Consider the following 26,681-nt stretch of genomic DNA (forward strand, 5'->3'; position numbering starts at 1 on the left):
GGGCCCAAGCGGCCGACGCCGGCCGAGAAGCACCTCAGCGTCCTCGCGCCCTGACGCCCGCGGGCGCCCCGCCACTCCGGCGCGGCGCCCGCGATAGTGTGTCCGGGTGCCTCCGGGCACCTGCCGACGTGGCGCAATTGGTAGCGCACCCGACTTGTAATCGGGCGGTTACGAGTTCAAGTCTCGTCGTCGGCTCAAAATATGCCGGTCAGGCCCCGTTTCGGCGGGGCCGACCGAGCGCTGAACTTGCTGCAGTCACGATCTGGTCATGATTGCCTCAAGGACAACGCCTTTCTGCGGGCTTGCTCGACTGCCTTAGTGACCTCGTCGAGCGATTCGGCCAGAGATGCGTGTAGGTCGCGAACGTCTCGCGAACGTCCTCGTGCCCGAGCATGCTGGCGATCAAGAGCGGGTCAGCGCCGGCCGCAATCGCCATGCTCGCAGCAGTGTGCCGCAGCTTGTGAGGCGTCAGCCCGGGGACGTCCAGACCTGATCCGAGCATCGCCTTCACCCAGACGCGATTGCGCCAGTTCGCATCGTGGATCGATGTGCCAGTCGGGGTCGCGAACAGCCAATCACCTGGCTTCCGCTCACCGATGAGAGCCGCAAGCTCGTCACAGAGGAACACCGGCACCGGCACCACCCGACGCTCGGAAGTCTTCGGCAGCCCTGAGTACCCGCTCCCCCTGCGCTCCCTTCGTCCAAGTGCGATCCACCCGGAGTCGTTTCTCCGAGCGGGAGAAGTCACCAACGCGCAGCGCGAGCGCCTCGTTGATCCGGAGCCCCACGTAGGCCAGCGTGAGAACCAAAACGCGATCAGTCGCTCGACCGGTCGCCCCCTCCGCCGCGACCGCGAGAGCCTCAACCTCCTCGAAGTCGAGAAACACGGAGTTCGTCAGCGTGCGACGAGGCGCGCGCGAGCTCGATTCCCCGGGCAGGATTCGCCTGAATCCAGAGCTTGATCGACAGCGAATCCGCACACAGCCGAGAAGATGGTGTGCAGGCGCCGAACAGAAGCGGCCGCAAGTACCGAGCGGTCGCGCTCATCGAGAAAGGCAGCGGGGGCTTCTCCGCGCTCGAGGCATGTGACCCAGTCCTCTACCTCGTGCCGCTTGATCGACGCGATCCGTCGACCACCCCACTGCGGCAGGACGTAGGTGCGGAGATCTCGTTCGTAGGCGTGACGACTGCTCGTCTTGATCTTCCGCTTAGAGTCGATCCACTTCTGTGAAACGGTCGCGAACAGCTGCTCCCCAGCGCCGCCGGCTTGTAGGAGCCCTCCCGTGTCTGATGGTCGACGCGGGTCGCGAACTCCTCGGCAGACGCCTTCTCCGCGAACGACTTCGACCGCTGCTTCTGGCGTCCGTCCGGTTGCGTCTCGTACCAGTCGACACGCCAGCGCATCCCACGGCCAAAGGTCGGAGTGCGGAACTCCTCGGGGAGCCGTTTGATGGCCTGCAACTGCCGGGACGTGGGAGCGCGTCGCTCGACGACCGTGCCAGCTTCGTCACGAACTTGATGATCGCGAACCCACCGATCGCTGACCCAGGCGCGAGCCATTAGAGCTGCGTAGTCATGCTCTGCCCATCGAGGTGGCGCGCAGCCGCGCCTCGGGGACCTCAACCCCATAGTTGTCTCGTAGTTCTCGAGCATCGCCTTCGATGATGCGCCGGTAGCTAGCGATGGCCTGCCGCGATTCGCCGGACAGGGGCTGAAGCGTCGCCGCTGAGTTTGCCGCATAGATCCAGCTTGAGGCCTCCTCGATATCGTTCAGAAGATCCAGCACCCGTCGCGCGCGGTTGTGCGAGTCCGGCAGGTGCGAGAGCTCGAACCGAAGTCGGAACCAACGTTCCGCCTCGAGGTTCGTGAGCGTCCTAGCCATCGTCGGCAGCTCCGCGACGGCGAGCGGGTCCTCGAGATCTAGGAGCAGTTCGAGCGGCGACCGGTTCAGCGTCTCCGCGATCGCCAGCAACTCTCCGACCGACGGATCACTCTTTCGGCCCAGCTCGATGTTGACGATCGTCGACCGCGTCACAGCCTCGCTCGGCACTGCGTCAGCGAGGGCCTGGGCATCCCGGAAGCCTGCCATCTTCCGGTACTTCGCGACCCGCAGGCCAAGCCCAGTCTTCTCGTACGCGCTTCGGTCGATCTGTCATGCGTCGAGTCTTCCAGATTCTCACCAGGAGGATCGAGCGTGCGTGATCGTAGCGCTAGTGCGCACAGCGGGAATGATGTGTTAGTTTCTCCTCAGGGCGAGAAGCAGCGCAATGGATCGGTCCTGATTCGCACAGTGGCAACTTTCGGCCCAGAACGTGAAGAAAATTTCATAGCCGCCGGTTATCCCTCTCTCCCGTGGGGTCGGCAAGCCGCGCGGTTGCACCGAGCCAACCGCACGGCGACCCTGCCGCTCAACCGGACCGGTGAATAGAGGACTTGCCCCGCCCGCTGGACCGTCGCGAAGACGGACGCCGGGATGCGACGCGGGAATGGTCAAACTGCGCTGCCGGGTCCGCTTCGATGCGGTCGACGCAGCACCCACAGTCGAGCGCGCCCGCGTTCGCTGAACGAATAGAGGAGCTCATGGATTCACTGACGGCGGATCTCAAGCCGCTGAACAACCCGCAGGAGACTGCCGCGTTTCTCGGCAGGACCGTCGGCGCTCTCGCGAACGATCGCCTACACCGGGACGGGTCTTCCGTTCGTGCGAGTCGGTCGATCGATTCGCTACGAGCGGTCTGCGATCGCCGAGTACATCGCCGCGAACCGATACATCCGGACGGACGAGCGCGCGGCCTCGTGACCGCAAAGAAGAAGGCCCCCGGCGTTTGCACCGCCGGAGGCCAGAGACCCCACCCGAACCGTTACCACACGAAACGAAGGAGCTATTCCCGTGACTCTAGCATTCACCACCGACATCGAGCCCGAACGGCACCGCCTGGTGCACCCGATCGCGCTCCCCGCTCTCGCAGCTGCGGGGCGGAGGTCTACGTCACCGCAGACGCGCATGGCTTGATCTGCTACGGCTCGCACCTCCCGGAAGGGCTGTTGTTCTCGACCCCCGCCGGCACGCCCTTCACAGACCAGTACGGCGCGCCCTGGACCTTCCTCGGCGCCTATGAGCTCGACGGCTACAAGCGCGGCATGGCGAATCTGCGACTGCTGTCGCCCGTCCCGTGCGTCGACTTCGACTGGTGCCGGGGCCACGAGCTCGACGACAACGCCGACCTGCTCGAGCCCGGGTGGCACGAGGCCTCGCGCGAGACGGTCGGCGTGATCAACGGTTGCGACGTCACCGCCTACCGCGTGGTCTACGAGGACGTCGACGACACGACCAAGGACCAGACAGCGATCTTCACTCCGCAGTCGATCGACTACTCGCTCGACCGGGCCGGTCTCTTGTTGTTGGCTGACGACCTCGAGCGCCTCAGCAAGCGCGTCCGCAACCTCGCCCGCAAGGCTCGGTCGTGAGTCCCGCGGAAGTGGTCGGCGCCCCGGATGGCCCCGGCCGCTCGCTCCGCAAGCTGCGCAAGCTCGCGGGAGTCGCGCTCTCCGACGCGGCCCACTCGGTCGGCGTGTGCGTCCCCTCGCTCCACAGGGCCGAGGACGGTGACTGCCGGATGCTCACCATCAGCGAAGTGTTCGCGCTCTCGACCCTCTACGCCCAGGCAATGAAGAACGGCGGCGCACGATGACCGCCGCATTCGTCGATGCGCGCTTCGCGGGCGGACCGATCAAGGTCGAGCCCGACGAGTTCCTCGAGCAGATGGTGGTTCGGGTCGACGTTCCCGGGCTCGACGGTGCCGCTCGCGCCGGATGAGGCCGTGCGTCTCTCGGTCGAGCTGATCGCCGCCGCGCACCGCGCCGAACACCCCAAGCCCGATGACTGGATAGGTGAATGACTAAGCGAGACACGCACTCCGGTCAATTGTTGCGGCGCAACTAAGCGCACCGGAGACAACAGAACATCTGAATCTGAGGGGCGCGGGCAGCAACGACGTGGAACTGCCCGCGCCCTTTCATCTTATCTCCCCTGAGACGAAAGGAGGACCAATTGGATGCACGTTTGAATTGCGCCTGGCACGGACGAATGGACATGGATGGACTGTCGGATGCTGCGTGGCGCGTCTTCACGAACGCTCTGATGTGGTCCAACGCTAACGGCACTGATGGATGGATTCCGGGTCGCTACCAAGTGCGGATGCACCCGAGCTACGACAGCGGCGTCATACGCGCTGCTGAGGCCGAGCTTGTCGCGGCGAGCCTCATCGTCCCAGGCAACGACTCGAGCGGCGCGATGGGGTACCAGATGCCCGGCTGGGCCGAGACGAACGGCCTTGGTCAGTCCACCGCGGAAGAGATGAAGCTCTACAAGGCCAACGCCGCCACGGAGATCCCGACGTTACCGCGAGAAGCAGCGGCAGGCACTCGCGAAGGCCGTCGGGTTCACCGAGGAGGAGAGCGTCACGCGTGACGTGACTGGTGACGTGACGAGTGACGTGCGGGCGCACGTAGGCAAAGGCAAAGGCGAAGGCAGAGGCAAAGACCGAGGAAGTGTTGCTGAAACGAAATCAGCAGCAGATTCCACACCTCGGCAGCCCGGAAGCCCCTCGGCTGAGCAGTCCGAGTACCGGCAGGTTCTCGACCCTCGGACGGGCGAGATGGTCGACGTCCTGCCTGGCGTTCCTCGGCAGATCGGGGCTCAGACGTTCTACCTCCCGAAGGAGGCGTCGTGACCGTCGACAACGTGACGTGGTGGCCGACCAAGAGCCAGGGCGTCGCGTGCCGGTGGCTGCTGGATCTCGACACTGAGCGGCCGGCCCCGACGTGCCCGACCCGCCGCGAAGGACCGATGGTCTGGGCGTCTGTCAGGGGGTGCGTGTACGCGTGGCGCGTGGCGCTCAATTTCGAGGGTGCCCCGTGGACAACTTGCACCGTCTGCGGCTTCCCTATCCACCCCGCAGCAGAAGTACCAGGCAATACCACTTGCCCAACATGCGATATCGAGTTTGTGAACTACAAGAAGGAGTCCGTATGAATCCCCTTACTGCACTCGTCCAGCATCTCGAGATTGAGAATGCGCGGCTCATTCAGGAGAACACGTTGTTGCGGCAACAGGCGAAGGATCGCCGCGGTGGCATGACGAGGAGAACAGGAGGTCGGCGTCGTGAGTGTCCCGGATCTCTTCAACGAGCACGTGCAACTCACTGCGGGTACCAGTTGCTCGCGGCCTCGGCTGATCGGCATTCGCGGGCTGAGATCGCGACGTCCGCGTTCGCCGCTGTCCCGGAGGTGGAGCGGGAGCGGTTCATGGGTGCGCTCCTCGGCGAGATCCGCTGAAGCGTTCGACATGGTCCTGGCCGTGCACCCTGCGCGCGCCAGGTTCCTGCAGCTCGTCCACTCCAAGGCCGACACGTCGTCGGCGTTCAAGAAGCCCCAGTCAGGAAGAAGCGAATGATGAGCAAGAACAACGACCAGTCCGTGAACGAGCTCGACACCCTGAACTGGTGGGCGCTCCGATGGATCAAGGCAGCAACGGCGAACGACGAGAAGCCGTACCAGGCGAACTACGCAGAGTTGGTGAAATCCGGCGTCGACCCCATCGATGTCCTCACGGCACTCGCAGCAATCGTCGTCCCCCTCGTGAAGCTCAACCCCGAGTGGGAGGCGATACTCGACCGTCAGATCGAAGAGCTCGACCTCATTCGGCGTCTGGGCATCGAGGAGGATCTCGAGCGGCGAGACGACCAGAGATGACCGGAAGCCAGCAGACGGGTAGCGCACCACGTCCACCCACCGCGTACGTCCATGGTGTCGCCGGCCCCGTCGTGATCGTCCCAGGGCGCGTCGCCGCGTGGCTCGAGCAGCGCACTGACCTGCAGCGCGCGCGAGTCGACCATCGAGGGATCGACGCGGAGATCGACAACGTCCTCCTCGCTCTGCGCCTCGCTGGTCTCGCGTGGATGACTGCCGCGACCGGAAGCCCGACCGCCCCTGCTCCGGAAGCCGGGACACGATCTCCCTGGGTGAGCACGACGCAAGCCGCAACGCTTCTCGGCATCACGCCGAGGGGTGTGCGGCTAGCGATCGCGGAACACCGCCTGCCGGCCGAGAACGTCAACGGACGGTGGCGTATCGCCCGGCACGACATCGAACACGCGAGAGCCGCACGAGCGGCCTGACGAAAGGACAACAGGATGAGCCTCACCACTGATCAGGCGGACTCGATCAAGGCGAGCTACCGCGCAAGCCTCCTCAGCATCCGCGACAACCCGAAGCTCAGCGAGGAGGGGAAGCGAGAACTGATCAACGACAGCTACAGACAGACACGCCTCGAGCTCGACCGGCTCCGGGACAGCGACCAGGCAGCTACCGCGGCGCGTCGCACCGACCTCACCAGTCGGCTTCTCGCGAGATCCGTTTTCGAAGGGCAGGACCCCAGCCTCAGCATCTCCTATCGAGATGCGCACGAGCGCGCTGCACGGCTGAAGGACCAGGAAGAGGCGGTCACGCTCCTCCTCCAAGCCGTCGACAGCAAGGACGTTCCCCTCGAGAAGGCTGTCCTCGGTCGTGCCTACAAGGAGCGGTGGGTCGACGTGGCGAACACGTACAGCGCCAACCATCCCTTCTACGAAGCGGAGGTCGATGAACTGTGGGAGCTCACCGCACCGACGGGAGGGCGTGCCTCAAGCGACATGCGTGCGGCGCTCGAAGAGTCGATGAACTACAGCCTCGACAAGCCTGCGGAGTGGACGCCGTAGCTCCTGCAGCGGGACGGGGGGAGGCAACCCCTCCCTCCCCCATGCGCGGCGCTCCGGCGGCATAGCGCTTTTTCACACACGGGAAATTTCACGTCGAGAGCGCCCACGACCTGTGCCCTGGGAGCGGTCGAATAGGGCAAGCGATACCGTTCATAACGGCAATCCGCTATCCTAAGAGTGCTGCTGCATAGGGCGCCCATATGACCATCCCGATTGGTCATATGGGCGCCTTTCTTGTGTCCCTGGCCTTTTCCCGTCGATTAAGATAGAAGTGCCGGAACGCTCCGGCTGCAATAGTCATGTTCTCCCGCGTGACCCGATTATCGGGAGAATCGTGGCGGGAACTTTCTACCAGGCGTTCGTGGACGTCGTGCCTTCGGCTAAGGGCTTCGGCTCCGCGCTCGACAAGCAGGTCAGCCCTGCAGGAATCAGCGCGGGCAAGTCTGCGAGCAGCGGAATCAATTCCGGCATCCTCGGCGGCTTCAAGTCTCTCGCCGGCCCTCTCGTCGCCGCGGTCGCTGGTCTCGGTATCGGCAAGGCGTTCTCCGACTCGATCAACAACGCTTCCGACTTCCAGGAGGCGGGCACCGCGATCACCGCGGTTTTCGGTGACGCGGATGTCACGATTCAGAAGTTCGCCGCGGGTGCCGCCCAGTCTCTCGGCCAGTCGACGAATCAGGCCCTCGACGCCGCCCGTACCTTCGGGGTATTCGGCAAGGCCGCTGGCCTCTCCGGTCAGGAGCCTCGCGGGCTTCTCCACCGACTTTGTGGGGCTCGCTGCCGACCTGGCCTCCTTCAACAACACTTCTCCCGAGCAGGCCATCGAAGCCCTCGGCGCTGGACTTCCGCGGCGAGTCGGAGCCACTGCGTCAGTACGGCGTCCTCCTCGACGACGCGGCGCTCAAGGCACGCGCTACCGAGCTCGGCATCTACTCCGGCACGGGAGCGCTGACGCAGCAGCAGAAGGTCCTCGCCGCGCAGGCGGAGATCCTCGCGCAGACGAACACCCAGCAAGGCGATTTCGCCCGTACGTCGGGTGGCCTGGCGAACCAGCAGCGCATCCTCTCCGCCGGTATCGAGAATCTGTCGACGTCGTTCGGCGCCCTGCTGCTCCCCGCAATGCTCGGCGTCGTCGGCTTCCTGAACACGGCCGTCGTACCCGGACTCGCCCGCGTCGTCGATGCCGTGGGGACCGTGCGCAACGCCTTCCAGGGGCAGCCGCCGACCGTCGCGATGGGCGCGTGGACGGAGCCCCTGACGACGTTCGGCGCGTACCTGCGAACCGTCGTGGACTCGATCGGCTCCGCGTTCGCCGCCCTCGACTTCGGAGCTCTCGTCTCGAGCCTCGCCCCGCTTGCATCCGCGGCGCTCGGACTGTGGCAGGCGTTCTCCCCGCTGAACATCATCTTTCAGGCCATCGCGCCGCTGCTCCCTCAGCTCGGGGCGACGTTCGTGCAGCTCGGCTCGACCATCGGCGCCGCTCTCCTGCCCGTACTCACCGGCATCGTTGCCGCAGTCCAGCCCGTCGCCGCAGCCCTCTCCACCGGCCTCGGAGCCGTCATCGCGACGCTGCTGCCCGTCATCGCCCAGCTCGTCACTCTTCTCGCGGAACGTCTCGGCTCGACGCTGACCCTCGTGCTGCCGATCATCACTCAGATCGCGACGACGCTCGGCACGGTACTCGGCACTGCCATCAACGCGCTGCTGCCGATCATCACGCAGCTCGCCACGTTCGTCGGCGATCTCCTCGTCGCCCTGGCGCCCCTGTTCGGCATCCTCGTGCCCCTCATCGGTGCCGTGCTGATGCTCGTCGCCCCGCTGCTGCAGCTCATCGGGGCGGCGCTGACGCCCCTCATCAACCTCCTCGGCGTGATCATCGCCCCGATCACGACGCTCGTGTCCGCGCTCGTCGGGCTGCTCGTACCTGCCGTGCAGTTCGTCGCCGACGTCCTGACCGTGCTCGTCACCGCACTGTCGGTCGCGATCAAGTGGATCGTGAACCTCGTCACCGGCTCCGGCCAGGCCGGCTCGCAGCTCGCCGCCATCTGGAACGGCGTCGGCCAGATGTTCTCGACGTTCTTCTCGAACACGGTCGGCATGTTCGTCGACTTCATCTCCAACACGGTCGGCATGGTCACCGACTTCGGCTCCCGCGTCGTCGCCGCGTTCAACCTTATGTGGAACCTCGCAAAGACCGCAGTCTCGACCGGCGTCAACAACGTCATCGAGTTCGTCTCCGAGCTCCCTGGCCGCGCCCTCGCCGTCCTCGGCAACCTCGGCGGACTCCTCGTCGACTCCGGCCAGGCGCTCATCCAGGGGTTCATCGACGGCATCTCCGGCATGATCGGCGCCGTGGGCGACGCGGTCGGCGGAGTCATGGACTTCGCTGCTGGGTTCTTCCCCCACAGCCCCGCAGAGCGCGGCATCTTCTCCGGCGTCGGCTGGAACGCCGTCGAGGGCGCAGGCGTCGCCATCGTCAACAAGTTCGCCTCCGGTCTCGCCGACTCTCAGGGCGTCGTAGGAGCCGCGACGAACGCGATGCTCCCGAACATCAGCGGACGCGTCGCTATCTCGCCTGCGCCCCGCGTGGACGTCGGCAGCAACGCGAGCGGCGACCCGTCCGGCTGGGCGATCGAAGTCGTCGACAAGACCGGCGGCAGCCTTACGGACCTCATCGACTTCCGGATCGTGCAGAAAGTCGAGCGCCCAGCTCGCGCCGCCCTGATGATGTCAGGACTCCGCTAGCTCTACACGCCGGGGTTCTCCGCTGCGGCCTCAGCTTTCATCTCTGCACGCATCTCGCTCGAGCTCCTCGGGGAGATAACTCTCGAGGAGCGAACGCATCTGGTCCGTTCCAGGGACCGCCGGCTCGAACAACACGCTCAGCTTGGTTGTCGGCGTCACGTGCACCGCGATTGTGACATCGTCCCCCTCGGACTTGCCCGGCATCGGAACCCACTCGAAGGCGCCCGCCGCGATGATTCGTCCGAGAAGCTTCCGAAGCACCACAGCGGACTCGTCGTCCTCGACGACGATCGTTTGATCGTCCACTCGAAATGTTGCCGTCATAACCGTCTCCTCAACCACTGAGCGCGGGAACATCCTCACGTCACACTGGCGAGACTACTGGTCACTTTTCACACACAGGACGCGCCAGCTCCGCTCAGCGCGGGGAGGGGTCGCAGCCATCACCAGCGGGCTTAGGCGCCGTCCTTGAGCTGGCTACTTCGCGGCGCTTGTTCCTCTGTCCATGTCCCGCAGGATCGCGTTGACCGCGAGTTGCGCTTCGATCGCGTGCGCCTGCCACTTCTCGGTGTCCTCCTCCGCCGCGAGAGCCCGCAGCCCGTCATCGTCCATCGACACACGGTCAGCCCAGAGATCCGGCACGCGGTCCTTGCCCAACATGCCGATCAGCGTGAGAGCTTCGGCGCCCATCCGGCTCGACTCTTGCCGATCCGTCGAACCTCCGCGGTTCATGTTCTCGAGCAAACGAGTAGCTGCCGATAGCTCGACCTCGGAGACGGGCTTGCCGTGCCGCCGCGGCCCGGTCCTGGGCGGCGATCTCGCGCGCGTTCTTCCGGTCAGCGGCTGAGATGTAGAGGGCGACGAGGGATGCGGCTACGGCCACGACGACGGCGATCACCTGGACGAGGTTCGAGACTTCGGTAGGGGTCATGACGTGACTGTAGAACTGTGTCGACGCCTTCGCCGACGACGACCATGGCTCTCGTCGACAACAGCAGGACCATCACGCTCGCCATCAACCCGAGCCACACCTCCTACAGCTACGACCCGACCCGCATGGCGAAGGACATCGTCCGCACGCAGTCGCAGGCGCTCGCGCTCTACGACAACTGACCCATCTGGGGCGGGTCCACCCTCGGGCACCCGCCCCAGACCTCCGGGTCAGGCTGTTGTCACACGCGGGGTGTTTAGCGCCCTTTCAGAAACGGGAACCGGTCAGCGGCATGGAGGCCGTCGCTCGGTTCAGTCCGCGGGACCGTTGCCGTGCAACGCGTTCGTCAATCTCAGCAACTTCATACGGCGGGTTCGCACACAACATGAACCGCTCACTGCACGTTCTTGCAGACGTCAACCCCAGGTTGACGATTTCGCGGCCCGATGTGACACTTGTGACACCTACAGATGAACCGCGGCGAGGAGTCGAGCGAATCACGCTCGCCCGTACGCGCCCAGTACTCGCGTCCAACGCGCCGAAACCCCTCATGAAGGCAGCTGACCAAATGGCTACCACTCTCCAACCGTCCGCCGTACCCGAAGGTGAACTTGCGATTCTCGAACGCGCACACGACGCCATGCCGGCCGATTCGGCACTCGCGTCGACGATCGGGATGATTTTGCACGACCTGCGCGCTGGCGACCCCGTCACGATTGCTGCAGCCCAGGATGAGCTGGACACCTTCGCAGGTGGCGAAAGCGTTGGGGGTCAGCCGGGGACTGGTCTATAAGATCCTCGACTCGGGAGCGCTGCCGTTCCGTACCGTCGGCGAGCGGGATCGACGGATCGCTGTTCGTGACTTCGACAGCTACCACGCTCAGACGATGGTGGCCAGGGCCGCGGACGCTCGCGCGGTTGCGTTCAGCGACGACCTCGAGGCGAGAGTCTTCAACGCGACGAAGTAGCGCCCACATATGCTGAGCGCATGAACGATGCCCGCCGAGTGACCCTGCGCTGCCTCACTGACGATCTCGCCGACGACTGGGAGGACGCAGAACACGCTCGACTGGTGGCGGATCTGGCGCAAGTTGTCGAGGCAAACGTCGCAGATTCGAGCGACGATGCGGCCATCATGCGGGCACTGCGTAAGTTGCCTGTGATCAATAGGCTCGGTCACCCGATTATTCGCTACTTCGATTCATCCTTCTCGACCGAGGGTGACGAGGCGCGAGAGAGCATAAGTGGGCTTGCTAACCCGCACTGGTGGAAGCAGAAGACGGGCCGCTGGCGGGGGGCTGCTACAAATCACGCGATGCTCGAAAGCAAAGGAGTAGCGTGGTTGTGCGCCGCTGGACTTCGCTATGAGGGAGAGAAGAAAGACTTTTACAAAGCTTTCATGGCCCGCGCAGGTACCAACCCGGCTTACTTTCTGCCCTCAAAGGCCGACTATCGGTTACAAAAGGTGGATGAGAAGTGTGCGAAATTCGATGCATGGCAGATCCAAGTTGGGCTCGCCGCTCGAGCGCTCTACTCAGAGGCTGCTCAGCATTCGGGTGAAGCTGGCCCGGTGAAAATCGAGCCGTGGGCTCTTGTTGACGGCGAGGTCTACGAATCAGATCCAGAGCTTCGGACGAGCGAAACTGTCGTTCTCGCTGAGTTATCTCTGTCCTTAGATGAAATTAAAGAGCAGGGCGAAACTATTCGCGAAGCGACTCTGACGGTCAGTTCTCTCCGATGGGATCTGCTTGACCAAACGCTTTTGCTTAGCCAAATCGCTCGAAGCGCGCTCGGTCGTCTTGCGGAGACATGGACGCTCACTGTCGGCGCTTCTTCTGCGATTACGTACTACTCCACGCTTGTTGAAGACGAGGCTCACGAGTCCCTCATCGGGGCCCCTACCGCTCTGGAGGCTAACGAACTTGGTTTGCGAGTGGGTACTTTCGCACATTATTCGCGCCGCGAGGCACTGACGGAGGCCACGGTTGACGGCCTGCCCGTTCCCGGGCTTTGCGGGTACTGGTTCATACCGACGCGCGACCATGAGGGCCTCGAAGTTTGCCCCAAGTGTGAGAGGCGAATTTCCGAGCTGCCGGCCTGACTGACCTGCAGCGAGAGTTGAAGCCAGACCTTGCGTTAGCCAGGCGGCTGACGTTTTGCTCACCCCGCTGCTCGAGCGACTCATTCCCCGAGCAGCACCGGGTCAACGTTATAGCCAGAAGCAATTCCGACGACAACGATCATCGTGTCAGATCCGTGTTCGCTCCTCAGCCAGTTCGTGATGCTAGTGACCGAAGAAGCCGTGTATTGCACGCCCTCTAAATTTTCCAGAATGTTGAAGTTTGGCACCAGGACTTCGGCACCCTCGAATATGTCGGGCCACGGCTCACTAAAGAAGGGCCTGAATCGGGGGATTATGTCGTCGCGCACCGTGCGCAATATCAGGTCAACTTCATGCTGTAGAGGAAGCCCGGGGCTACTACTTTCAGGCAGCGACACTACTGTCTCTAAGGTGCTGACCGGAACCGTCACGTTATCACCCAGTGCAAAAGGAAGGCTTGGCATCATCGCCGTGTCACCGGAGCGGAGGGAGCGCATGAGTGGCGCGACGAAGAACAGGGGCGGAACGCGATTTTTCGCACCAATGGCAAATTCGGCATGCAGTCCCGTGCCAGCGACCACAAGAGTGAGGTTGCGGTGCTTGTCGTCATTCGACAGATCGGCCAGCCGCTCGAGTATCGGAGCGGAAGGATCGCTGGCACCAGGCAACGGCTGAATGTCGATAATGGCCTGCATCGCCAGCGGGTCAACTCCTCCAATAATCATGCCGGGAATCTTCTGCGTCCTAATCGGGAAGGCAGTAGACCCTCCGCCCGCGTTGTCCTTCGGCGTACGTCCGTGACTAAGCACAAGCGCCCTCGCCAAGTAATCAAGGCATGCGCGGATATTCTGTACTGCGTCTCCCGCAATGGCGGCTAGGTAGGCCGGTACCGGGACAGTCAGTTCGCCTCTCGAGACCCCACACAACGAAGGGGTCACCGTCCGGGTCTGCTCCCTCTGTGCCTCGCTCCGGCATGAGCTTCATCGGCCGCCCCTCGGTGTAGCGGCGCGTCTCGTTGTCCAGTTCCCGAACCAGCATTTCGGCGCGCTCCATCTTCACGATGAGGTCCTGAGGCAGAGCAATCATGGAACGAGTGTCCTACGCGCACTCGCGACAATGAGATCTCGACGCGCGGGTCGTGGGGGCGAGGTCGATGATCGCCTGCGCTCTTTGGGCATGGAATCCCGCTTGGACCCGAACCACCCGGCCCGTCCTCGAGACGTCACCGTGTACGAGCAGGCGTACGGCGACCTCGGCGACGAGGCGCCGTGGCTGCTCGCGTGGAAGGATGGCGCGTTCATGATCAACCCGCAATCCAGGCGGTACATGTACGCGAGCGAGGTGCCGAACCTGTACGGAAGTGACCGGCGCGGGCGAGGTGGGCGGCGCCAGCCATCCGCGGGCAAGCCCCACCCGGTCTAAGGGCTCTTGATGGTTTGCGGGACGGTTTCCTCGAAAGCGACCCATGCAGCGGTGACCTCGGGGAGAACGGCAGGCGGGAATACCACTTCGCCACGCCACGTCTCGCCATCTACTGGAAGCATTGGGCATAGCGCGAAGCCACCGTCGGCGTAAACGCGACCCTGTAGCAGCTCGATGGACTTGTCGAGGAACTTCTGCGCTTGCTTTATGTCGCTGAAGACGATCTGTGAGCGGTGTGCCCCGCCGATCTCGGTATTCGGAATGAATTTGTCCGGGTCATCTTGGCACGAGAATTGCGTGTCCAGACCAAGGCGCCAAAGGGCAGTGAGTAGCGGTGCCATCAGCTCGTCCACCTCGATCCCGTGCGCATCAACTTGGGGATGCGGGTTGTGTCGGTAGGGGGCGACTCGGTCCGGGAGCTGAAGACTCTCATCCTCGCGGCCCGCGGCGTAACCATCCTCGAAGCCCTTGCGGTAGCGCTGCCTGCCAGCAAGCGACAGGCGATCGCGTAGGAAGTGCACTCGGATCTTCTGCATCTCAGCGCTGTTGCCCATCCACTCCCGAAAAGTCATGCGCACATGCTCGCACCCGCCACCGACATCGGAGCTAGCTCGAGTGGACCCGTGTGTCTTGTCGGTGGTCATGGCGACGATCACCGCATGTCGCATCACTGGACGCCGCTCTCGATGGTCACCCGCTCCGTCCGCCCCCACGAGGTGGCGAATGGGCGACAAGCGCGAGGAGCTTGGGTGGATTCGCCTCGTCGAGTACCAGGGCCGGCCGACCTTCGTGTGCGTCACGCGCGACGAGTGGGTCGTCGGGTGTGGAGATTCACTCCGAGACGCTGCAGAGGCGTTCCTCGCGTGGCGCCGCAGCTAGCGCTGACCTCGAGAGCTGTCAGCGTCCCTGCCCCTGGCTTGAGGTCCGAACTGCTCAAACCCTGCGTCGAGGATGTGCCTCAGACCGACCAGGAGGAGACCGAGCAGGAAGATGATGCCAGCGACGTAGCCGTTGCCCACATCCATCTGCACGATCGCGCGCACGAGGATCAGCCACGACAGGACGACTGCGAACGGTCCCAGGTACGGAAGCGCGGCATCGACCAGGGGCTCCCACTTCACCAGTCAAGGCTAGCTGCCGCCGTGTAAAGACACCCAGTGGCGGACATGCCCGAGCTTCACCACATCGGCAGGCATCGACCGACACGAGCCACACTGGCCGCATGAGCGACGAAGAAGAACCTGGCGAATACGAGGGCGAGCGCGCGATCGACGTGAAGGGGCTCGCGCAGATGCTCGGAGTCTCGACAGACAAGGCCTACCTGCTCGGCAACGACCCACTGTTTCCGTCGTTCAAGGTCGGGAACCGTCACCGGTTCTGGCCATCTGAGGTCAGGGAGTACCTGAGCCGGCCGAAGGACCCTTGAAGCAGTCAGCGCAGTCGCGCGGGCGAAAGCGCGTAGGACGCTAGACCCGTGAACCAACTTCCGCAGTCACGATCCAGTCATGATCCAGTCATGATCACACGGTGTTTTAGGCCGATCACAAGTGATGGCAGGTGAACCTGCGCCTCTGCGAAATCCGCTTCGTTGCAGGGTTCTTTGACGGCCAGTGATCGCCAGTGATTCCAATGCACGAGGGCAGATGGGAACGGGCGGTTACGGGTTCGAGTCCCGTCGTCGGCTCCGAAGTCCCCGCGCCTGAGCGGAGCCGTACTCCACACGGCCGCGGTCCGATCGTCCCGCCGCTCGGAAGGCCGGGCGGTCGGCGGGCCGCATCCTCACGGGTGCTCACCGTGCGACCGACGCGCCTCCTCGCGCCGCGCCCGCCGAACGACGACGAAGGGGCGCGCCCGGATCCTCCGGACGCGCCCCTTCGTCAGTGCTCGTCGAACGTCAGCTCGCGGGCGTCGGGGTGGGCGACGCCGAGGAGTACGTGTCGGCCGCCGAAGCGAGCACGAACGAGCTGAACGCCTCCGGGTCGGTGAGGGAGCCGGTGTAGGCCTCGCCGTTCACCGGGACGGTCGGGGTGCCGGAGACCTTCTCGACCTCGGTGCCCGGCAGCGGCCCCGCGGTCGCCCGCTCGGTCGCGGCCTGCACCCAGCTCGTGAAGGAGCCGTCGTCGATGCAGGAGTCGACGGCCGCCGTGTCCTCGACTCCGGCGTCGGCCGCGTAGCCCTTGAGCTGCTTGTCGGACAGGCCGTCGGTCCCCTCGGCGGGCTGGTTCTCGAAGAGCAGCGCGTTGAAGTCGAAGAAGGAGTCGGGAGAGCTGTCGGCGACGCAGGCGGCGGCGTTCGCGGCGCGCTCGGAGTACTTCGTGCCGTTGGAGCGCGTGGTCAGGATCGCGATCAGGTGGATCTCGACGGTCGCGGCCCCGCTCTCGACCCACTCCTGGATCTGCTCGCCGTTGGTCGTCTCGAACTGGCCGCAGTAGGGGCACAGGTAGTCGACGTAGACGCGGATGTCGACGGTGCCGGTCGAGGTGTCGAGCTCGCTCGGGCTGGGGGTGCCGCTCGCGGGGATCGGGGCGGAGGTCTTGCGCGACCAGGCCCTCGCCCACGACGAGGCCGTCGCTGGCCATGTTCGCCGGACCGGGGCCCACCTCGGCCGGGCGGAGGTTCGGCACGAGCACGAGGGCGACGATCGCCACGACGGCGATGACGGCGACGGCGAGCCCGCCCTGCAGGAGGAGACGGCCGGCGCGATCGCGGCGCTTCTGCTGCTCGCGGAGTCGTCGGGCCTTCTCCCTCGCTGCCTCTCGACGCTGGTTCTTCGAGAGACGGTCGTTGGCTCCGCCGTTGGTCATGACAAGGACACTCCGAGAAAGAGAGGGGGAAGACGTCGCCGGGTCGCGACGCCGGAATCCTACGCGCGAGCCCTGGGAATACCCCAAACGGCGGGTAGGCGCCGCGAGCGGGAGGAGAGACGAGCCGACGCGGTGGCGCGGCGATGGTGCGTGGCATACTGTGACGGTTGGCCGCCGTCGTCCACACGACGATGACCATCATCAATTCCATTCACTCGGATCGTCCGGCACGTACCTGCCGGTGAAGGAGCAAGAACAATGGCGTCCGTAACTCTATGACCACGCGTCCCGCGTCTACCCCGGGGCCACGCGTGCCTCCGTCGACAAGCTGAACCTCGAGGTCGGCGACGGCGAGTTCCTCGTCCTCGTCGGGCCCTCCGGCTGCGGCAAGTCCACCTCCCTGCGCATGCTCGCCGGCCTCGAAGAGGTCAACGAGGGACGCATCCTCATCGGCGACCGCAACGTCACGGACGTTCCGCCGAAGGACCGCGACATCGCGATGGTGTTCCAGAACTACGCGCTGTACCCGCACATGTCGGTCGCCGAGAACATGGGCTTCGCGCTCAAGATCGCAGGCATCAACAAGGACGAGCGCGCCGCGCGGGTCCTCGAGGCCGCGAAGATGCTCGACCTCGAGCCCTACCTCAACCGCAAGCCGAAGGCCCTCTCCGGTGGTCAGCGTCAGCGCGTCGCGATGGGCCGCGCCATCGTCCGCAAGCCGCAGGTGTTCCTCATGGACGAGCCGCTGTCGAACCTCGACGCCAAGCTCCGCGTCCAGACCCGCACTCAGATCGGCACCCTCCAGCGCCGCCTGGGCATCACCACGGTCTACGTCACCCACGACCAGACCGAGGCGCTCACCATGGGCGACCGCATCGCGGTCCTCAAGGACGGCCTCCTCCAGCAGGTCGGCAGCCCGCGCGACCTGTACGAGAACCCGAACAACGTCTTCGTGGCCGGCTTCATCGGCTCGCCCGCGATGAACCTGTTCCACGCCGACGTCACCGACGGCGGAGTCAAGTTCGGCGACACCGTCCTCCCGATCGCCCGCGAGGCGCTCGCGAAGACGAGCCAGAAGGTCGTCACGGCTCGGCGTCCGCCCCGAGGACGTCACCGTCTCGACGCAGCCCGGCGGCCTCCCCATCGAGGTCGACCTCATCGAGGAGCTCGGCTCGGACGGCTACCTCTACGGCCACACCGAGGTCGAGGGACGCCGCACCGACATCGTCGCGCGCGTCGACGGCCGCGTGCACCCCACCGCGGGCGACCGCGTCTACGTGACCGCGAACCACCGCGTGCACATCTTCGACGCGGAGTCGGGCGAGCGCCTCTCCTAAGGCTCCGCTCCCGCGCACACGCTGCCGCCGTCTCCTCCGGGACGGCGGCAGCGTTCGCTACCGCTCCTCCACCGCCCGACTTCCGACACGAACGGCGCTCCATGTCCGGATCCCTGAACATCACCTCCGCCACCGTCGACCCCGCCCTCCTGGACCTCCCGTGGAACCTGCGCCTCGACGACTGGCCCGACGCCTACATCGCCGCTCTGCCCAAGGGCATCTCGCGGCACACGGTGCGCTTCGCCCACCTCTCGGGGCACGTCGTCGCCGTGAAGGAGACGACCGCCGAGATGGCTCGTCGCGAGTACGAGATGCTGAAGACCCTCCAGCGCCTCGACGTGCCGTGCGTGGTGCCCGGCGCCGTCATCGCGAACCGCACCGACGACGAGGGCGGTGAGCTGCCCGCCGTGCTGGTGACGCGCCACCTCAAGTTCTCGCTCCCCTACCGGGCGCTCTTCTCCCAGACGCTGCGGCCGGACACGGCGACCCGCCTCGTCGACGCCCTCGCCCTCCTGCTCGTCCGCCTGCACGTGATCGGCTTCTTCTGGGGCGACGTGTCGCTCTCGAACACGCTGTTCCGCCGTGACGCCGGTGCGTTCGCCGCCTACCTGGTCGACGCCGAGACGGGACAGCTCTACTCGGGCGGGCTCTCGAACGGCCAGCGCGAGAACGACCTCGAGATCGCCCGCGTGAACATCGCGGGCGAGCTCCTCGACCTCGAGGCCGGCGGCCGCGTGGACGAGGACCTCGACCCCATCACCGTCTCGGACGGGATCGTCGCGGCGTACCGCAGCCTCTGGAAGGAGCTGACGGGCGTCGAGTCGTTCGCCACCTCCGAGCGCTGGCGCATCAACGACCGCGTGAACCGCCTGAACGACCTCGGCTTCGACATCGAGGAGCTGGCGATCAAGACGGACGACGCCGGATCGACGGTGCGGATCCAGCCGAAGGTCGTCGACGCCGGGCACCACCAGCGCCGTCTGCTCCGCCTGACCGGGCTCGACGCCCAGGAGAACCAGGCACGACGGCTCCTGAACGACCTCGACTCGTACACCGCGACCTACGGCAAGCAGGGTCTGGACGAGGAGATGGTCGCTCACGAGTGGCTGGCTCAGGTCTTCGAGCCGGTGATCCGCTCGATCCCGCGCGATCTGAAGGGGCGTCTGGAGCCGGCGGAGATGTTCCACCAGCTGCTCGAGCACCGCTGGTTCATGTCGCAGCAGCAGGCCCGCGATGTGCCGCTCGCCGAGGCGGTCACCGCCTACGTGAACGACATCCTGCGCCACCGCCGCGACGAGGCGACGATCATCGCACCGCCGACCGAAGCCCTGACGCTGCCCAACCTCGTGATCGACGAGGCGGGCGACGCCGAGCTGACCGACGAGGACGCCGAGGTCGACTGGACCAAGAACGTCTGACCCGGAACACCGAAGGGCCCGTGCGGAGCGATCCGCCCGGGCCCTTCGTCATTGGTGCCGACCCCGCGAGGGGTCCGGCGCGGTGAGCTGCAAGGCGGAGGAGGAAGCGATACCGAGGTATCGCGCCCGACGACAACGCCGCAGATCGCCGTGCCGGGCCCCTCGCGGTGAGCTGCAAGGCGGAGGAGGAAGCGATACCGAGGTATCGCGCCCGACGACAACGCCGCAGATCGCCGTGCCGGGCCCCTCGCGGTGAGCTGCAAGGCGGAGGAGGAAGCGATACCGGAGGTATCGCGCCCGACGACAACGCCGCAGATCGCCGTGCCGGGCCCCTCGCTACTCCTGAGAGGCGCGGAGCTTCGAGATCTCGTAGAGCGCGACGGACGCGGCGATGCCCGCGTTCAGCGACTCCGCCGCCGAGCTGATCGGGATCGAGACGATCGCGTCGCACTGCTCGGTGACGAGGCGGGACAGACCCTTGCCCTCGCTGCCGACGAGCACGAGCAGGGGCCGGTCGGCCAGCTCGGAGACCCGGAAGCATCGTGTCGCCACCGCCGTCGAGGCCGATGACGAAGACGCCGTCGCGCTTGAAGTCCTTGATCATGGCCGTCAGGTTCGACGCCATGGCGACGGGCACGCGGGCCGCGGCTCCGGCCGAGGTCTTCCACGCGGCAGAGTTCAGACCCACGGAACGGCGCTGGGGCACGATGACGCCCTGACCGCCGAACGCGGCGACCGAGCGGATGATCGCGCCGAGATTGCGGGGATCCGTGATGCCGTCGAGCGCGACGAACAGGGGGACCTGCGCGCGGGAGATGCTGCGCTGCAGCAGATCGCTCGGGTGGGCGTACTCGTAGGGCGGCACCTTGAGGACGAGGCCCTGGTGCACCGAGTCGGGGCCGGCGAGCCGGTCGAGCTCGGGGCGCATGACCTCGAGGACGGGCAGGCCGCGCGCGGTGGCGAGCTTGAGCGCCTCCTTGACCCGGTCGTCCATCTCGATGCGGGTCGCCACGTAGAGCGTCGTCGCGGGGATCTTCGCCCGCAGCGCCTCGAGGACGGAGTTGCGCCCCGTGACCATCTCGGACTCGTCCACGCTCTTGGGCCTGCGCGACGGAGCGGGCGGCCCGCTCCCCTCTCGCGGCCGCCGACAGCGTGCTGCCGGGACGCCCCTTGCCGCCGGCGGCGACGAAGCGCTCGCGCGCCGCCTTCGCCTTGCCCGCGGGGTGGTACGGGCGGTCCTCCGCCTTCGGCGTGGGCTTCTTGCCCTCGAGGGCCTGACGGCCCTGACCGCCGGAACCGACGGCCTTGCCCTTGCTCTTCTTTCGGACCGCTCCTGGGCGGCCGGGCTTATTCGCCATCGAGACTCCAATGCGCACCCGTCTGGGTGTCTTCGATCGTGATTCCCGCCGCAGCGAGATCGGTTCGGATGCGGTCGGCGGCCGCCCAGTCGCGCTGCTCCCGCGCGGACTGGCGCTCGAGGACCAGACGGTCGACGAGGACGCTCAGAGCCCGGTAGGAGGGCTCGTCGTCGGAGCGCGCCCACTCGGGCGCCTCCGGGTCGATGCCGAGCACCGACGCCATGGCGAGGACCTGCGTGCGCAGCGCCGCGACGGTGCCCAGATCCTCGGCGTCGAGGGCGGCGTTGCCGGCCCGGACGGTCTCGTGCAGGACGCCGACCGCCTGCGGGACCGACAGGTCGTCGTCCATCGCCTCGGCGAACTCCTCGGGCACGAGCGGCTCGCCGAGGGTGGCGAAGCGGGTGCCCTCCAGGCGTCGGCGCGACCTGTCGAGGAAGCCCTCGATCCGCTCGAGGGCGGCCTCGGCCTCGTCGAGCGCACCGTCGTGGAACTCGAGCGTCGAGCGGTAGTGCGCCGAGCCGAGGTAGTAGCGGACGACCAGCGGTCGCGCGGCGCCGAGGAGCTCGGAGGCGAACACGGAGTTGCCGAGCGACTTGCTCATCTTCTGCCCGGTCACCGAGACGAGCCCGTTGTGCAGCCAGTAGGACGCGAAGGCGTGCCCCGCCGCGCTGGACTGGGCCAGCTCGTTCTCGTGGTGCGGGAAGCGGAGATCGAGGCCGCCGCCGTGGATGTCGAACTGCGTGCCGAGGTACTTCGTCGACATCGCCGAGCACTCGATGTGCCAGCCCGGGCGGCCGCGGCCCCACGGAGAGGCCCAGGACGCCGACTCGGGCTCGTCGGGCTTCATGCCCTTCCAGAGGGCGAAGTCGTGCGGGTCGCGCTTGCCGCGGGGGTCCGCGTCGGTCGCGGCCTCCATGCTCTCGAGGCGCTGGTGGGTGAGGGCGCCGTAGTCGGGCCACGAGCGGGTGTCGAAGTAGACGTCGCCGGACTCGTCGGGCGCGGGGTACGCGTGGCCGAGCTCGATGAGGCGCTGCACGAGCCCGATCATCTCGGCGATGCTCGCCGTGGCGCGCGGTTCGTAGGTGGGAGGGAGGATGCCGAGGGCGTTGTAGGCCGCCGTGAACTCGAGCTCGACGCGGTAGGCCAGGGCCCACCACTGCTCGGACGGCACCTCCTCGGGGGCGGCGCGGCGCGACTCCTCGGCGATCGCGAGGATCTTGTCGTCGATGTCGGTGACGTTGCGCACGAGGGTGACGTGGAACCCGCGGTAGCGGAGCCAGCGCCGCAGCTGGTCGTAGACCAGCGCCGAGCGCAGGTGCCCGATGTGCGGGGAGGACTGCACGGTGGGTCCGCAGACGTACATCCCGACCTCGTTCGCACGGAGGGGGACGAAATCGACGAGGGCCTGGGCCTTCGAGTCGTGCAGTCGCAGAGTCACGGGGCGAGTTTGCCGGGCGCGCCTCCGGCCGGGCCGCGGATCAGCGCGCTGGCGGGGCGGGGAGCACGAGTGCGGTGGCGGTCGCCGCCACTCCCTCGCCCCGGCCGGTGAAGCCGAGGGCGTCCGACGTGGTGGCCGCCACGCTCACCGGCGCGCCGAGCAGCCCCGAGAGCAGCCGCTGCGCCTCGTCCCGGCGCGGCGAGAACTTGGGGCGGTTGCCGATGAGCTGCACCGCGACGTTGCCGATGACGAACCCCGCCGCCTCGACGAGGTCGCGCGTCGCGACGAGGAACACCTCGCCGTGCGCGTTCGCGAACCTCGGGTCGGAGGTGCCGAAGCGGGAGCCGATGTCGCCGAGGCCCGCGGCCGCCAGCAGCGCGTCGCAGATCGCGTGCGCGACCGGATCCCCGTCGCTGTGGCCGGAGAGCCCCGCTCGCCGGGCCAGTGCAGTCCCGCGAGCCAGAGAGGCGACTCGTCGTCGAAGGCGTGCACGTCGGTGCCGATGCCGACCCGCGGAGGGGCGACGGGAACCGGTGGGGCGAGGAGCTGCTCCGCCCTCGAGAGGTCCCACGGCGTGGTGATCTTGAAGGCGAGCGGATCGCCCGCGACGACGACGGATCCGTGCCCGTGCGCCGCGAGGAGCGCCGCGTCGTCCGTGTGCTCCGTGCCGGCCGCCGCGTACGCGGCGTCGAGCAGTGCGCGCGGGAAGCCCTGCGGGGTCTGCACGGCGGCCAGCAGCGAGCGGTCGACCGTCTCGAGGATCGCGCCGTCGGCCTCGATGCGCTTGATGGTGTCGGTGACCGGGAGCCCGGGGACGACCCCTCCCCGGTCGAGCGGACGGCCGCGACGACCCGCTCGAACTGAGCGACGGGAGTGAGTGCGCGTGCGGCGTCGTGCACGAGCACCGTGTCGATCGAGGGCGCGAGCAGCGCGAGGCCGCGGGACACCGACTCCTGGCGGGTCGCCCCTCCGGCCGTGACCGCGATGCCGTCGGAGCCCGAGGCGGTGCGGCAGAGCGCGACGGTCTCGTCGACGAGCTCCGCCGGAGCCACGACGACAATCTCGACGGGCTCGGAGAGCGTGAGGACCGTGCGGAGGCTGCGCTCGAGGATCGTGCGCCCCGCGCAGTCGACGTAGGCCTTGGGGCGCTCGCGCCCGAGCCGGGTGCCGCTGCCCGCCGCCACGATCACGACGGCGACGGTGGGAGCAGCCGCGGAGAGCGGGGTCATCGTGCACGTCCTTCCACCGGCGGTCGCCGGCGGTCAGAGTACCAGGGGGCCTGCGCGGGTGAGGACCCCCTCGGTCGGACCGGCGCGGAGGGGTCGCTACGCTGGTCTGGAATCGGCCCGTGCACCGTGAAGACGCCCTGTCCGGGGCGAGCAGGGCCGACGATCTGGAGGAACCTGTGAAGGCGCGTATCGCTGCATCCGTCGTTCTCGCGGTCGGCGTCGCCCTCGCAACCGCCGGCTGCAACCTCGTCGCCCCCCAGGCGACCCGCAACATCTACGACCCGAGCGACGGAGTCGGAGCGACCATCGGCGATCTCGCCCTCCGCAACGCCTTCATCGTCTCGAACGACGGCGAGGAGGGCACTCTCGTGGTCACGATCGTGAACGACTCCGCCGACACCGAGACGCTCGAGGTGCAGTACGAGTCGAGCGAGGGCCGGACGGACGGCGAGCTCGAGCTCGTCCCCGGCCGGAACGAGATCGGCCCGACCGCCGAGCAGGCGGTGACGATGTCGGGCCTCGACACCGTTCCCGGCAGCCTGTTCCCCGTCTACTTCCAGTACGGCGACGTGGAGGGCAAGGAGCTGCTGGTCCCCGTCCTGACCAACGCCCTGGAGTCGTACGCGACCCTCACCCCGGCCCCCTCGGCCACCCCGACCGAGACCGCCACTCCCGACCCCGGCCCTGACCGCGATCCCGACCCCGACCACGGAGCCCGGCAACTCGATCGAGCCCCCCGCCGGCGAGTAGCCCGCGTTCCGATCGAAGGACCGCCCACTCCGGTGGGCGGTCCTTCGTCGTTCCGCCCGGCCCCGCGCGCACGCGTCGGACCCCCAGGCCATAGGGCGCGCACTCCCTCAGGCAGAGGTGGGTCTCGATACGCCGCTCCGCGGCTACTCGACCAGCAGGCGGTGCGCCCCTCCAGAGCACCTCGTCGCACAGCGACGGCCCCTCGGCGGCAGCTCGTCGCGCAGCGACGGCCCCCTGAGCAGCTCGTCGCGAAGCGACAGCCCCACCCTCGGCTCGTCGCACAGCGACGGCCCTACTTCTGGAGTCCACCGCGGGGCCTGGTGGGGTCAGCTGCAAGGCGGAGGAGGGAGCGATACCGGCGGTATCGCGACCGACGACAACGCCGCAGATGGCCCCGGCAGGCCCCGCGTCCGGCGGTATCGCGACCGACGACAACGCCGCAGATGGCCCCGCCAGGCCCGCGTCACGAGTCGAAGCGGTAGCCGAGGCCGCGGACGGTGACGAGCAGCGTCGGCTCCTTCGGCGTCTTCTCGATCTTGGAGCGGATGCGCTTCACGTGGACGTCGAGGGTCTTGGTGTCGCCGAAGTAGTCGCTGCCCCAGACGCGGTCGATGAGCTGGCCGCGAGTGAGGACGCGTCCGGCGTTGCGGAGCAGCATCCGGAGGAGTTCGAACTCCTTGAGGGGCATGGGCGTCTCGACTCGTCGACCTCGACCGTGTGGCGCTCGATGTCCATGCGGACGGGGCCGGCGGTGACGATGCGGTCCTCTCCGGTTCCTCGGTGCGGCGGCGGAGGACGGCGCGGATGCGGGCGAGCAGTTCGCGGGTCGAGTAGGGCTTGGTGACGTAGTCGTCGGCGCCGAGTTCGAGACCGACGACGATGTCGACCTCGGAGTCCTTCGCGGTGACCATGATGATGGGGATCTGGGAGCGGGTGCGGATCTCGCGGCAGACCTCGGTGCCGGGCATGCCGGGCAGCATCAGGTCGAGCAGGATCAGGTCGTAGTCGCCCTCGTCGAAAGCGGTGACGGCGCGGAGTCCGTCCTCGGCGACGGTGACGTCGTAGCCCTCTCGTTCGAGCAGGTAGCTCAGCGGCTCGCTGAGGGCGCTCTCGTCTTCGACGAGCAGGATGCTGGTCACGCGGTGTCTCCTATCGGGGCGGAGGATGCGAAGGGCGTCCTCGCCGGGTCTGCTTCGGGGAGTCGGATGGTGAAGGTGGAGCCGCGTCCGGGCTTGGACCAGACGCGGACGTCGCCGCCGTGGTTCTGCACGGCGTGCTTGACGATGCTCAGGCCGAGTCCTGTTCCTCCGGTGTGACGCGAGCGGGCCTGGTCGACGCGGTAGAACCGCTCGAACACCCGGTCGAGGTCGTCCTCGGGGATCCCGATGCCCTGGTCGGTGACCGCGATCTCGACGACTCCGCCCGTGGAGCGCACCCCGATGCCGACGCGGGAGCCGGGCGGCGAGTACTGGATCGCGTTGGCGAGCAGGTTGTGCAGCGCCGAGACGAGCATCTTCTCCTGGCCGGCGACGTAGGCCTTCTTCATCCCGCCCTTGACCAGCGTCACGTCGTGCGACTCGGCGAGGACGTGGGTGGTCTCGAGGGCGGCGGTGACGATGTCATCGACGCGGACCAGCTCGGCCGAGGCCCCGACCGTCGGCGGACTGCAGACGCGAGAGCTCGATGATCTCGCGGGTGATCTTGGCGAGACGGTGCGACTCCTGGGTCAGCCGGCGCGCGAAGCGGCGGACCTGCACCGGGTCGTCGGCGGCGGAGTCGAGCGCTTCGGCGAGCAGGCCCACCGCTCCGATGGGCGTCTTCAGCTCGTGCGAGATGTTGGCGACGAAGTCGCGGCGCACGGCCTCGAGGGCGGCGCGCCTCGGTGTGGTCCTCGGCGAGGACGAGCACGAAGCGGGATCCGAGTCGCGTGGCGTGGACGACGAGGGTGACGGCCTGCTCCGAGAGGGGCTCGTCGCGAGCTCCAGGTCCTGCTCGATGTCGTCGCCGAACCGGCGGACGCGGTCGACGATCGCGACGAGATCCGGGTGCAGGAGCGTGTCCTGCGAGACCAGGCCCAGCGCGATCGCCCGGGTCGACGCCTTCAGCACGTTGTGCGAGGGATCGGTGACGAACGCGGAGCTCCGACGGCCTCGATGATCGCGTCGATCCCCTCGGGAAGCGTGGCCGAGACCACCTCGGCCGCGATGCGCCCCTGCCTCGCCGCGAGAGTGAAGACGGTCGTCAGCAGGACGCCGATCGCCACCCCGAGGACGAGCGCCAGAATCACGAACACACCCGAATCCACGCACCCAGGCTAGTCATCCACCGGGCGTCTCCCTACCGGATGCCCGCCGACGGACTGCAGGTCGAGTACTGTTCAAACCCGCGGC

General features: G+C 66.9%; 31 protein-coding genes, 1 tRNA gene and 4 pseudogenes. 18 read left to right on the top strand and 18 right to left on the bottom strand.

What is annotated here, in order from left to right; translation table 11 throughout:
• Nucleotides 1–122: 122 nt before the first annotated feature.
• Nucleotides 123–195: transfer RNA gene (locus AC0CII_RS08060), tRNA-Thr, on the top strand.
• Between the two features lie 82 nt (nucleotides 196–277).
• Here AC0CII_RS08060 and AC0CII_RS08065 read toward each other — a convergent pair.
• The 4 genes from AC0CII_RS08065 to AC0CII_RS08080 form a co-directional block, all read right to left on the bottom strand.
• The gene (locus tag AC0CII_RS08065) at nucleotides 278–634 is read right to left on the bottom strand and encodes a tyrosine-type recombinase/integrase (protein WP_465229122.1); all 357 of its coding nucleotides are present in this window, start codon (nucleotides 632–634) and stop codon (nucleotides 278–280) included.
• A complete protein-coding gene (locus AC0CII_RS08070) occupies nucleotides 615–887 on the bottom strand; it encodes a tyrosine-type recombinase/integrase (RefSeq protein ID WP_465229123.1) in 273 nt (90 codons plus the stop codon). Before AC0CII_RS08070 ends, AC0CII_RS08065 begins: the two co-directional genes overlap by 20 nt.
• Nucleotides 888–895: 8 nt before the next feature.
• The gene (locus tag AC0CII_RS08075; RefSeq protein ID WP_465229273.1) at nucleotides 896–1,399 is read right to left on the bottom strand and encodes a tyrosine-type recombinase/integrase; all 504 of its coding nucleotides are present in this window, start codon (nucleotides 1,397–1,399) and stop codon (nucleotides 896–898) included.
• A 174-nt stretch (nucleotides 1,400–1,573) separates the two neighbouring features.
• Entirely contained in the window at nucleotides 1,574–2,089 is a 516-nt protein-coding gene (locus tag AC0CII_RS08080) for a helix-turn-helix domain-containing protein (RefSeq protein ID WP_465229124.1), read from the bottom strand.
• A gap of 801 nt (nucleotides 2,090–2,890) precedes the next feature.
• Here AC0CII_RS08080 and AC0CII_RS08085 point away from each other — a divergent pair.
• The 8 genes from AC0CII_RS08085 (at nucleotide 2,891) to AC0CII_RS08120 (ending at nucleotide 6,758) form a co-directional block, all read left to right on the top strand.
• Nucleotides 2,891–3,013 (top strand): hypothetical protein, encoded by a 123-nt coding sequence (locus tag AC0CII_RS08085; RefSeq protein WP_465229125.1) that lies wholly within the window; start codon nucleotides 2,891–2,893, stop codon nucleotides 3,011–3,013.
• Between the two features lie 32 nt (nucleotides 3,014–3,045).
• On the top strand, nucleotides 3,046–3,468 hold the full coding sequence (locus tag AC0CII_RS08090) for a DUF6907 domain-containing protein (RefSeq protein ID WP_465229126.1): 423 nt from the start codon (nucleotides 3,046–3,048) through the stop codon (nucleotides 3,466–3,468).
• Nucleotides 3,465–3,692 carry a hypothetical protein gene (locus tag AC0CII_RS08095; protein WP_465228004.1) on the top strand — a complete coding sequence of 76 codons (228 nt, stop codon included), beginning with the start codon at nucleotides 3,465–3,467 and terminating at the stop codon, nucleotides 3,690–3,692. The genes AC0CII_RS08090 and AC0CII_RS08095 overlap by 4 nt, the downstream gene beginning before the upstream one ends.
• Entirely contained in the window at nucleotides 3,689–3,817 is a 129-nt protein-coding gene (locus tag AC0CII_RS08100) for a hypothetical protein (protein ID WP_465229127.1), read from the top strand. Before AC0CII_RS08095 ends, AC0CII_RS08100 begins: the two co-directional genes overlap by 4 nt.
• 276 nt (nucleotides 3,818–4,093) lie before the next feature.
• The gene (locus AC0CII_RS08105) at nucleotides 4,094–4,471 is read left to right on the top strand and encodes a hypothetical protein (RefSeq protein ID WP_465229128.1); all 378 of its coding nucleotides are present in this window, start codon (nucleotides 4,094–4,096) and stop codon (nucleotides 4,469–4,471) included.
• Nucleotides 4,472–5,478: 1,007 nt separating this feature from the next.
• Nucleotides 5,479–5,754: a hypothetical protein gene (locus AC0CII_RS08110; RefSeq protein WP_465229129.1), complete on the top strand. Its 276-nt coding sequence runs from the start codon at nucleotides 5,479–5,481 to the stop codon at nucleotides 5,752–5,754.
• A gap of 206 nt (nucleotides 5,755–5,960) precedes the next feature.
• Complete coding sequence (locus tag AC0CII_RS08115; protein WP_465229274.1) at nucleotides 5,961–6,179, top strand: helix-turn-helix domain-containing protein; 219 nt, start codon at nucleotides 5,961–5,963, stop codon at nucleotides 6,177–6,179.
• A 15-nt stretch (nucleotides 6,180–6,194) separates the two neighbouring features.
• On the top strand, nucleotides 6,195–6,758 hold the full coding sequence (locus AC0CII_RS08120; RefSeq protein WP_465227997.1) for a hypothetical protein: 564 nt from the start codon (nucleotides 6,195–6,197) through the stop codon (nucleotides 6,756–6,758).
• A 217-nt stretch (nucleotides 6,759–6,975) separates the two neighbouring features.
• Here the strand turns inward: AC0CII_RS08120 and AC0CII_RS08125 are convergent, their stop codons facing one another.
• Nucleotides 6,976–7,518 (bottom strand): hypothetical protein, encoded by a 543-nt coding sequence (locus tag AC0CII_RS08125; RefSeq protein WP_465229130.1) that lies wholly within the window; start codon nucleotides 7,516–7,518, stop codon nucleotides 6,976–6,978.
• A gap of 5 nt (nucleotides 7,519–7,523) precedes the next feature.
• On the opposite strand from AC0CII_RS08125, the gene AC0CII_RS08130 reads away from it, so the two are divergent.
• Nucleotides 7,524–9,503 (top strand): phage tail protein, encoded by a 1,980-nt coding sequence (locus tag AC0CII_RS08130; protein WP_465229131.1) that lies wholly within the window; start codon nucleotides 7,524–7,526, stop codon nucleotides 9,501–9,503.
• A gap of 30 nt (nucleotides 9,504–9,533) precedes the next feature.
• Here the strand turns inward: AC0CII_RS08130 and AC0CII_RS08135 are convergent, their stop codons facing one another.
• Both AC0CII_RS08135 and AC0CII_RS08140 read right to left on the bottom strand, forming a co-directional pair.
• Nucleotides 9,534–9,845: a hypothetical protein gene (locus AC0CII_RS08135; protein ID WP_465229132.1), complete on the bottom strand. Its 312-nt coding sequence runs from the start codon at nucleotides 9,843–9,845 to the stop codon at nucleotides 9,534–9,536.
• A gap of 135 nt (nucleotides 9,846–9,980) precedes the next feature.
• Entirely contained in the window at nucleotides 9,981–10,193 is a 213-nt protein-coding gene (locus tag AC0CII_RS08140) for a hypothetical protein (RefSeq protein WP_465229133.1), read from the bottom strand.
• 285 nt (nucleotides 10,194–10,478) lie between these two features.
• Between AC0CII_RS08140 and AC0CII_RS08145 the strand changes: the two genes are divergently transcribed.
• The 3 genes from AC0CII_RS08145 (at nucleotide 10,479) to AC0CII_RS08155 (ending at nucleotide 12,535) form a co-directional block, all read left to right on the top strand.
• Nucleotides 10,479–10,616, top strand: a complete 138-nt coding sequence (locus tag AC0CII_RS08145) for a hypothetical protein (protein ID WP_465227993.1) — start codon at nucleotides 10,479–10,481, stop codon at nucleotides 10,614–10,616.
• Nucleotides 10,617–11,165: 549 nt separating this feature from the next.
• Nucleotides 11,166–11,402 (top strand): helix-turn-helix domain-containing protein, encoded by a 237-nt coding sequence (locus tag AC0CII_RS08150; protein WP_465229134.1) that lies wholly within the window; start codon nucleotides 11,166–11,168, stop codon nucleotides 11,400–11,402.
• Nucleotides 11,403–11,440: 38 nt separating this feature from the next.
• Nucleotides 11,441–12,535: a DUF3039 domain-containing protein gene (locus AC0CII_RS08155; protein ID WP_465229135.1), complete on the top strand. Its 1,095-nt coding sequence runs from the start codon at nucleotides 11,441–11,443 to the stop codon at nucleotides 12,533–12,535.
• An 80-nt stretch (nucleotides 12,536–12,615) separates the two neighbouring features.
• On the opposite strand, the gene AC0CII_RS08160 is transcribed toward AC0CII_RS08155, so the two are convergent.
• The gene (locus tag AC0CII_RS08160) at nucleotides 12,616–13,260 is read right to left on the bottom strand and encodes a hypothetical protein (RefSeq protein ID WP_465229136.1); all 645 of its coding nucleotides are present in this window, start codon (nucleotides 13,258–13,260) and stop codon (nucleotides 12,616–12,618) included.
• Between the two features lie 463 nt (nucleotides 13,261–13,723).
• Here AC0CII_RS08160 and AC0CII_RS08165 point away from each other — a divergent pair, with 463 nt between their 5' ends.
• Nucleotides 13,724–13,957: a hypothetical protein gene (locus tag AC0CII_RS08165; protein WP_465229137.1), complete on the top strand. Its 234-nt coding sequence runs from the start codon at nucleotides 13,724–13,726 to the stop codon at nucleotides 13,955–13,957.
• On the opposite strand, the gene AC0CII_RS08170 is transcribed toward AC0CII_RS08165, so the two are convergent.
• Both AC0CII_RS08170 and AC0CII_RS08175 read right to left on the bottom strand, forming a co-directional pair.
• Nucleotides 13,954–14,601 carry a hypothetical protein gene (locus AC0CII_RS08170; RefSeq protein ID WP_465227989.1) on the bottom strand — a complete coding sequence of 216 codons (648 nt, stop codon included), beginning with the start codon at nucleotides 14,599–14,601 and terminating at the stop codon, nucleotides 13,954–13,956. The two genes, AC0CII_RS08165 and AC0CII_RS08170, sit on opposite strands and share 4 nt — an antisense overlap.
• A 231-nt stretch (nucleotides 14,602–14,832) precedes the next feature.
• Entirely contained in the window at nucleotides 14,833–15,078 is a 246-nt protein-coding gene (locus AC0CII_RS08175; protein ID WP_465227987.1) for a hypothetical protein, read from the bottom strand.
• Between the two features lie 101 nt (nucleotides 15,079–15,179).
• Here AC0CII_RS08175 and AC0CII_RS08180 point away from each other — a divergent pair, with 101 nt between their 5' ends.
• Nucleotides 15,180–15,383 carry a helix-turn-helix transcriptional regulator gene (locus AC0CII_RS08180; protein WP_465229138.1) on the top strand — a complete coding sequence of 68 codons (204 nt, stop codon included), beginning with the start codon at nucleotides 15,180–15,182 and terminating at the stop codon, nucleotides 15,381–15,383.
• A gap of 468 nt (nucleotides 15,384–15,851) precedes the next feature.
• Here the strand turns inward: AC0CII_RS08180 and AC0CII_RS08185 are convergent, their stop codons facing one another.
• Nucleotides 15,852–16,661, bottom strand: a complete 810-nt coding sequence (locus tag AC0CII_RS08185) for a DsbA family protein (RefSeq protein WP_465229275.1) — start codon at nucleotides 16,659–16,661, stop codon at nucleotides 15,852–15,854.
• A 358-nt stretch (nucleotides 16,662–17,019) separates the two neighbouring features.
• On the opposite strand from AC0CII_RS08185, the pseudogene AC0CII_RS08190 reads away from it, so the two are divergent.
• Nucleotides 17,020–18,098, top strand: a pseudogene (locus AC0CII_RS08190) (ABC transporter ATP-binding protein).
• 101 nt (nucleotides 18,099–18,199) lie between these two features.
• Nucleotides 18,200–19,516 carry a DUF4032 domain-containing protein gene (locus AC0CII_RS08195; protein ID WP_207405897.1) on the top strand — a complete coding sequence of 439 codons (1,317 nt, stop codon included), beginning with the start codon at nucleotides 18,200–18,202 and terminating at the stop codon, nucleotides 19,514–19,516.
• A gap of 336 nt (nucleotides 19,517–19,852) precedes the next feature.
• Here AC0CII_RS08195 and rlmB read toward each other — a convergent pair.
• From rlmB to ispD, 3 genes and pseudogenes are all read right to left on the bottom strand, one after another.
• Nucleotides 19,853–20,874 (bottom strand): annotated as a pseudogene (gene rlmB / locus AC0CII_RS08200) (23S rRNA (guanosine(2251)-2'-O)-methyltransferase RlmB).
• Nucleotides 20,864–22,312: a cysteine--tRNA ligase gene (gene cysS / locus AC0CII_RS08205; RefSeq protein WP_207405893.1), complete on the bottom strand. Its 1,449-nt coding sequence runs from the start codon at nucleotides 22,310–22,312 to the stop codon at nucleotides 20,864–20,866. Before cysS ends, rlmB begins: the two are co-directional and overlap by 11 nt.
• A 40-nt stretch (nucleotides 22,313–22,352) precedes the next feature.
• Nucleotides 22,353–23,541, bottom strand: a pseudogene (gene ispD / locus AC0CII_RS08210) (2-C-methyl-D-erythritol 4-phosphate cytidylyltransferase).
• A gap of 176 nt (nucleotides 23,542–23,717) precedes the next feature.
• On the opposite strand from ispD, the gene AC0CII_RS08215 reads away from it, so the two are divergent.
• Nucleotides 23,718–24,773: a hypothetical protein gene (locus AC0CII_RS08215; RefSeq protein ID WP_465229139.1), complete on the top strand. Its 1,056-nt coding sequence runs from the start codon at nucleotides 23,718–23,720 to the stop codon at nucleotides 24,771–24,773.
• Here AC0CII_RS08215 and AC0CII_RS08220 read toward each other — a convergent pair.
• The 4 genes and pseudogenes from AC0CII_RS08220 to AC0CII_RS08235 all read right to left on the bottom strand — a co-directional run bounded on the left by AC0CII_RS08220 (nucleotide 24,755) and on the right by AC0CII_RS08235 (nucleotide 26,584).
• Nucleotides 24,755–25,430: pseudogene (locus AC0CII_RS08220) on the bottom strand (response regulator). The gene AC0CII_RS08215 and the pseudogene AC0CII_RS08220 overlap by 19 nt on opposite strands.
• Complete coding sequence (locus AC0CII_RS08225) at nucleotides 25,427–25,858, bottom strand: sensor histidine kinase (RefSeq protein ID WP_465229140.1); 432 nt, start codon at nucleotides 25,856–25,858, stop codon at nucleotides 25,427–25,429. The pseudogene AC0CII_RS08220 and the gene AC0CII_RS08225 overlap by 4 nt, the downstream one beginning before the upstream one ends.
• Nucleotides 25,859–25,910: 52 nt before the next feature.
• Nucleotides 25,911–26,399, bottom strand: a complete 489-nt coding sequence (locus AC0CII_RS08230; protein ID WP_465229141.1) for a sensor histidine kinase — start codon at nucleotides 26,397–26,399, stop codon at nucleotides 25,911–25,913.
• The gene (locus AC0CII_RS08235; protein ID WP_465229142.1) at nucleotides 26,393–26,584 is read right to left on the bottom strand and encodes a hypothetical protein; all 192 of its coding nucleotides are present in this window, start codon (nucleotides 26,582–26,584) and stop codon (nucleotides 26,393–26,395) included. Before AC0CII_RS08235 ends, AC0CII_RS08230 begins: the two co-directional genes overlap by 7 nt.
• Between the last annotated feature and the right edge of the window lie 97 nt (nucleotides 26,585–26,681).

Source organism: Rathayibacter sp. AC182, assembly GCF_979253875.1.

Coding starts and splice junctions, on each gene's coding strand:
- AC0CII_RS08080 (WP_465229124.1), bottom strand. CDS start 2,089: ATGGCAGGCTTCCGGGATGCCCAGGCCCTCGCTGACGCAGTGCCGAGC.
- AC0CII_RS08100 (WP_465229127.1), top strand. CDS start 3,689: ATGACCGCCGCATTCGTCGATGCGCGCTTCGCGGGCGGACCGATCAAG.
- AC0CII_RS08105 (WP_465229128.1), top strand. CDS start 4,094: ATGGATGGACTGTCGGATGCTGCGTGGCGCGTCTTCACGAACGCTCTG.
- AC0CII_RS08115 (WP_465229274.1), top strand. CDS start 5,961: ATGACTGCCGCGACCGGAAGCCCGACCGCCCCTGCTCCGGAAGCCGGG.
- AC0CII_RS08120 (WP_465227997.1), top strand. CDS start 6,195: ATGAGCCTCACCACTGATCAGGCGGACTCGATCAAGGCGAGCTACCGC.
- AC0CII_RS08140 (WP_465229133.1), bottom strand. CDS start 10,193: ATGGGCGCCGAAGCTCTCACGCTGATCGGCATGTTGGGCAAGGACCGC.
- AC0CII_RS08145 (WP_465227993.1), top strand. CDS start 10,479: ATGGCTCTCGTCGACAACAGCAGGACCATCACGCTCGCCATCAACCCG.
- AC0CII_RS08150 (WP_465229134.1), top strand. CDS start 11,166: ATGAGCTGGACACCTTCGCAGGTGGCGAAAGCGTTGGGGGTCAGCCGG.
- AC0CII_RS08160 (WP_465229136.1), bottom strand. CDS start 13,260: ATGATTATTGGAGGAGTTGACCCGCTGGCGATGCAGGCCATTATCGAC.
- AC0CII_RS08170 (WP_465227989.1), bottom strand. CDS start 14,601: ATGACCACCGACAAGACACACGGGTCCACTCGAGCTAGCTCCGATGTC.
- AC0CII_RS08180 (WP_465229138.1), top strand. CDS start 15,180: ATGAGCGACGAAGAAGAACCTGGCGAATACGAGGGCGAGCGCGCGATC.
- AC0CII_RS08195 (WP_207405897.1), top strand. CDS start 18,200: ATGTCCGGATCCCTGAACATCACCTCCGCCACCGTCGACCCCGCCCTC.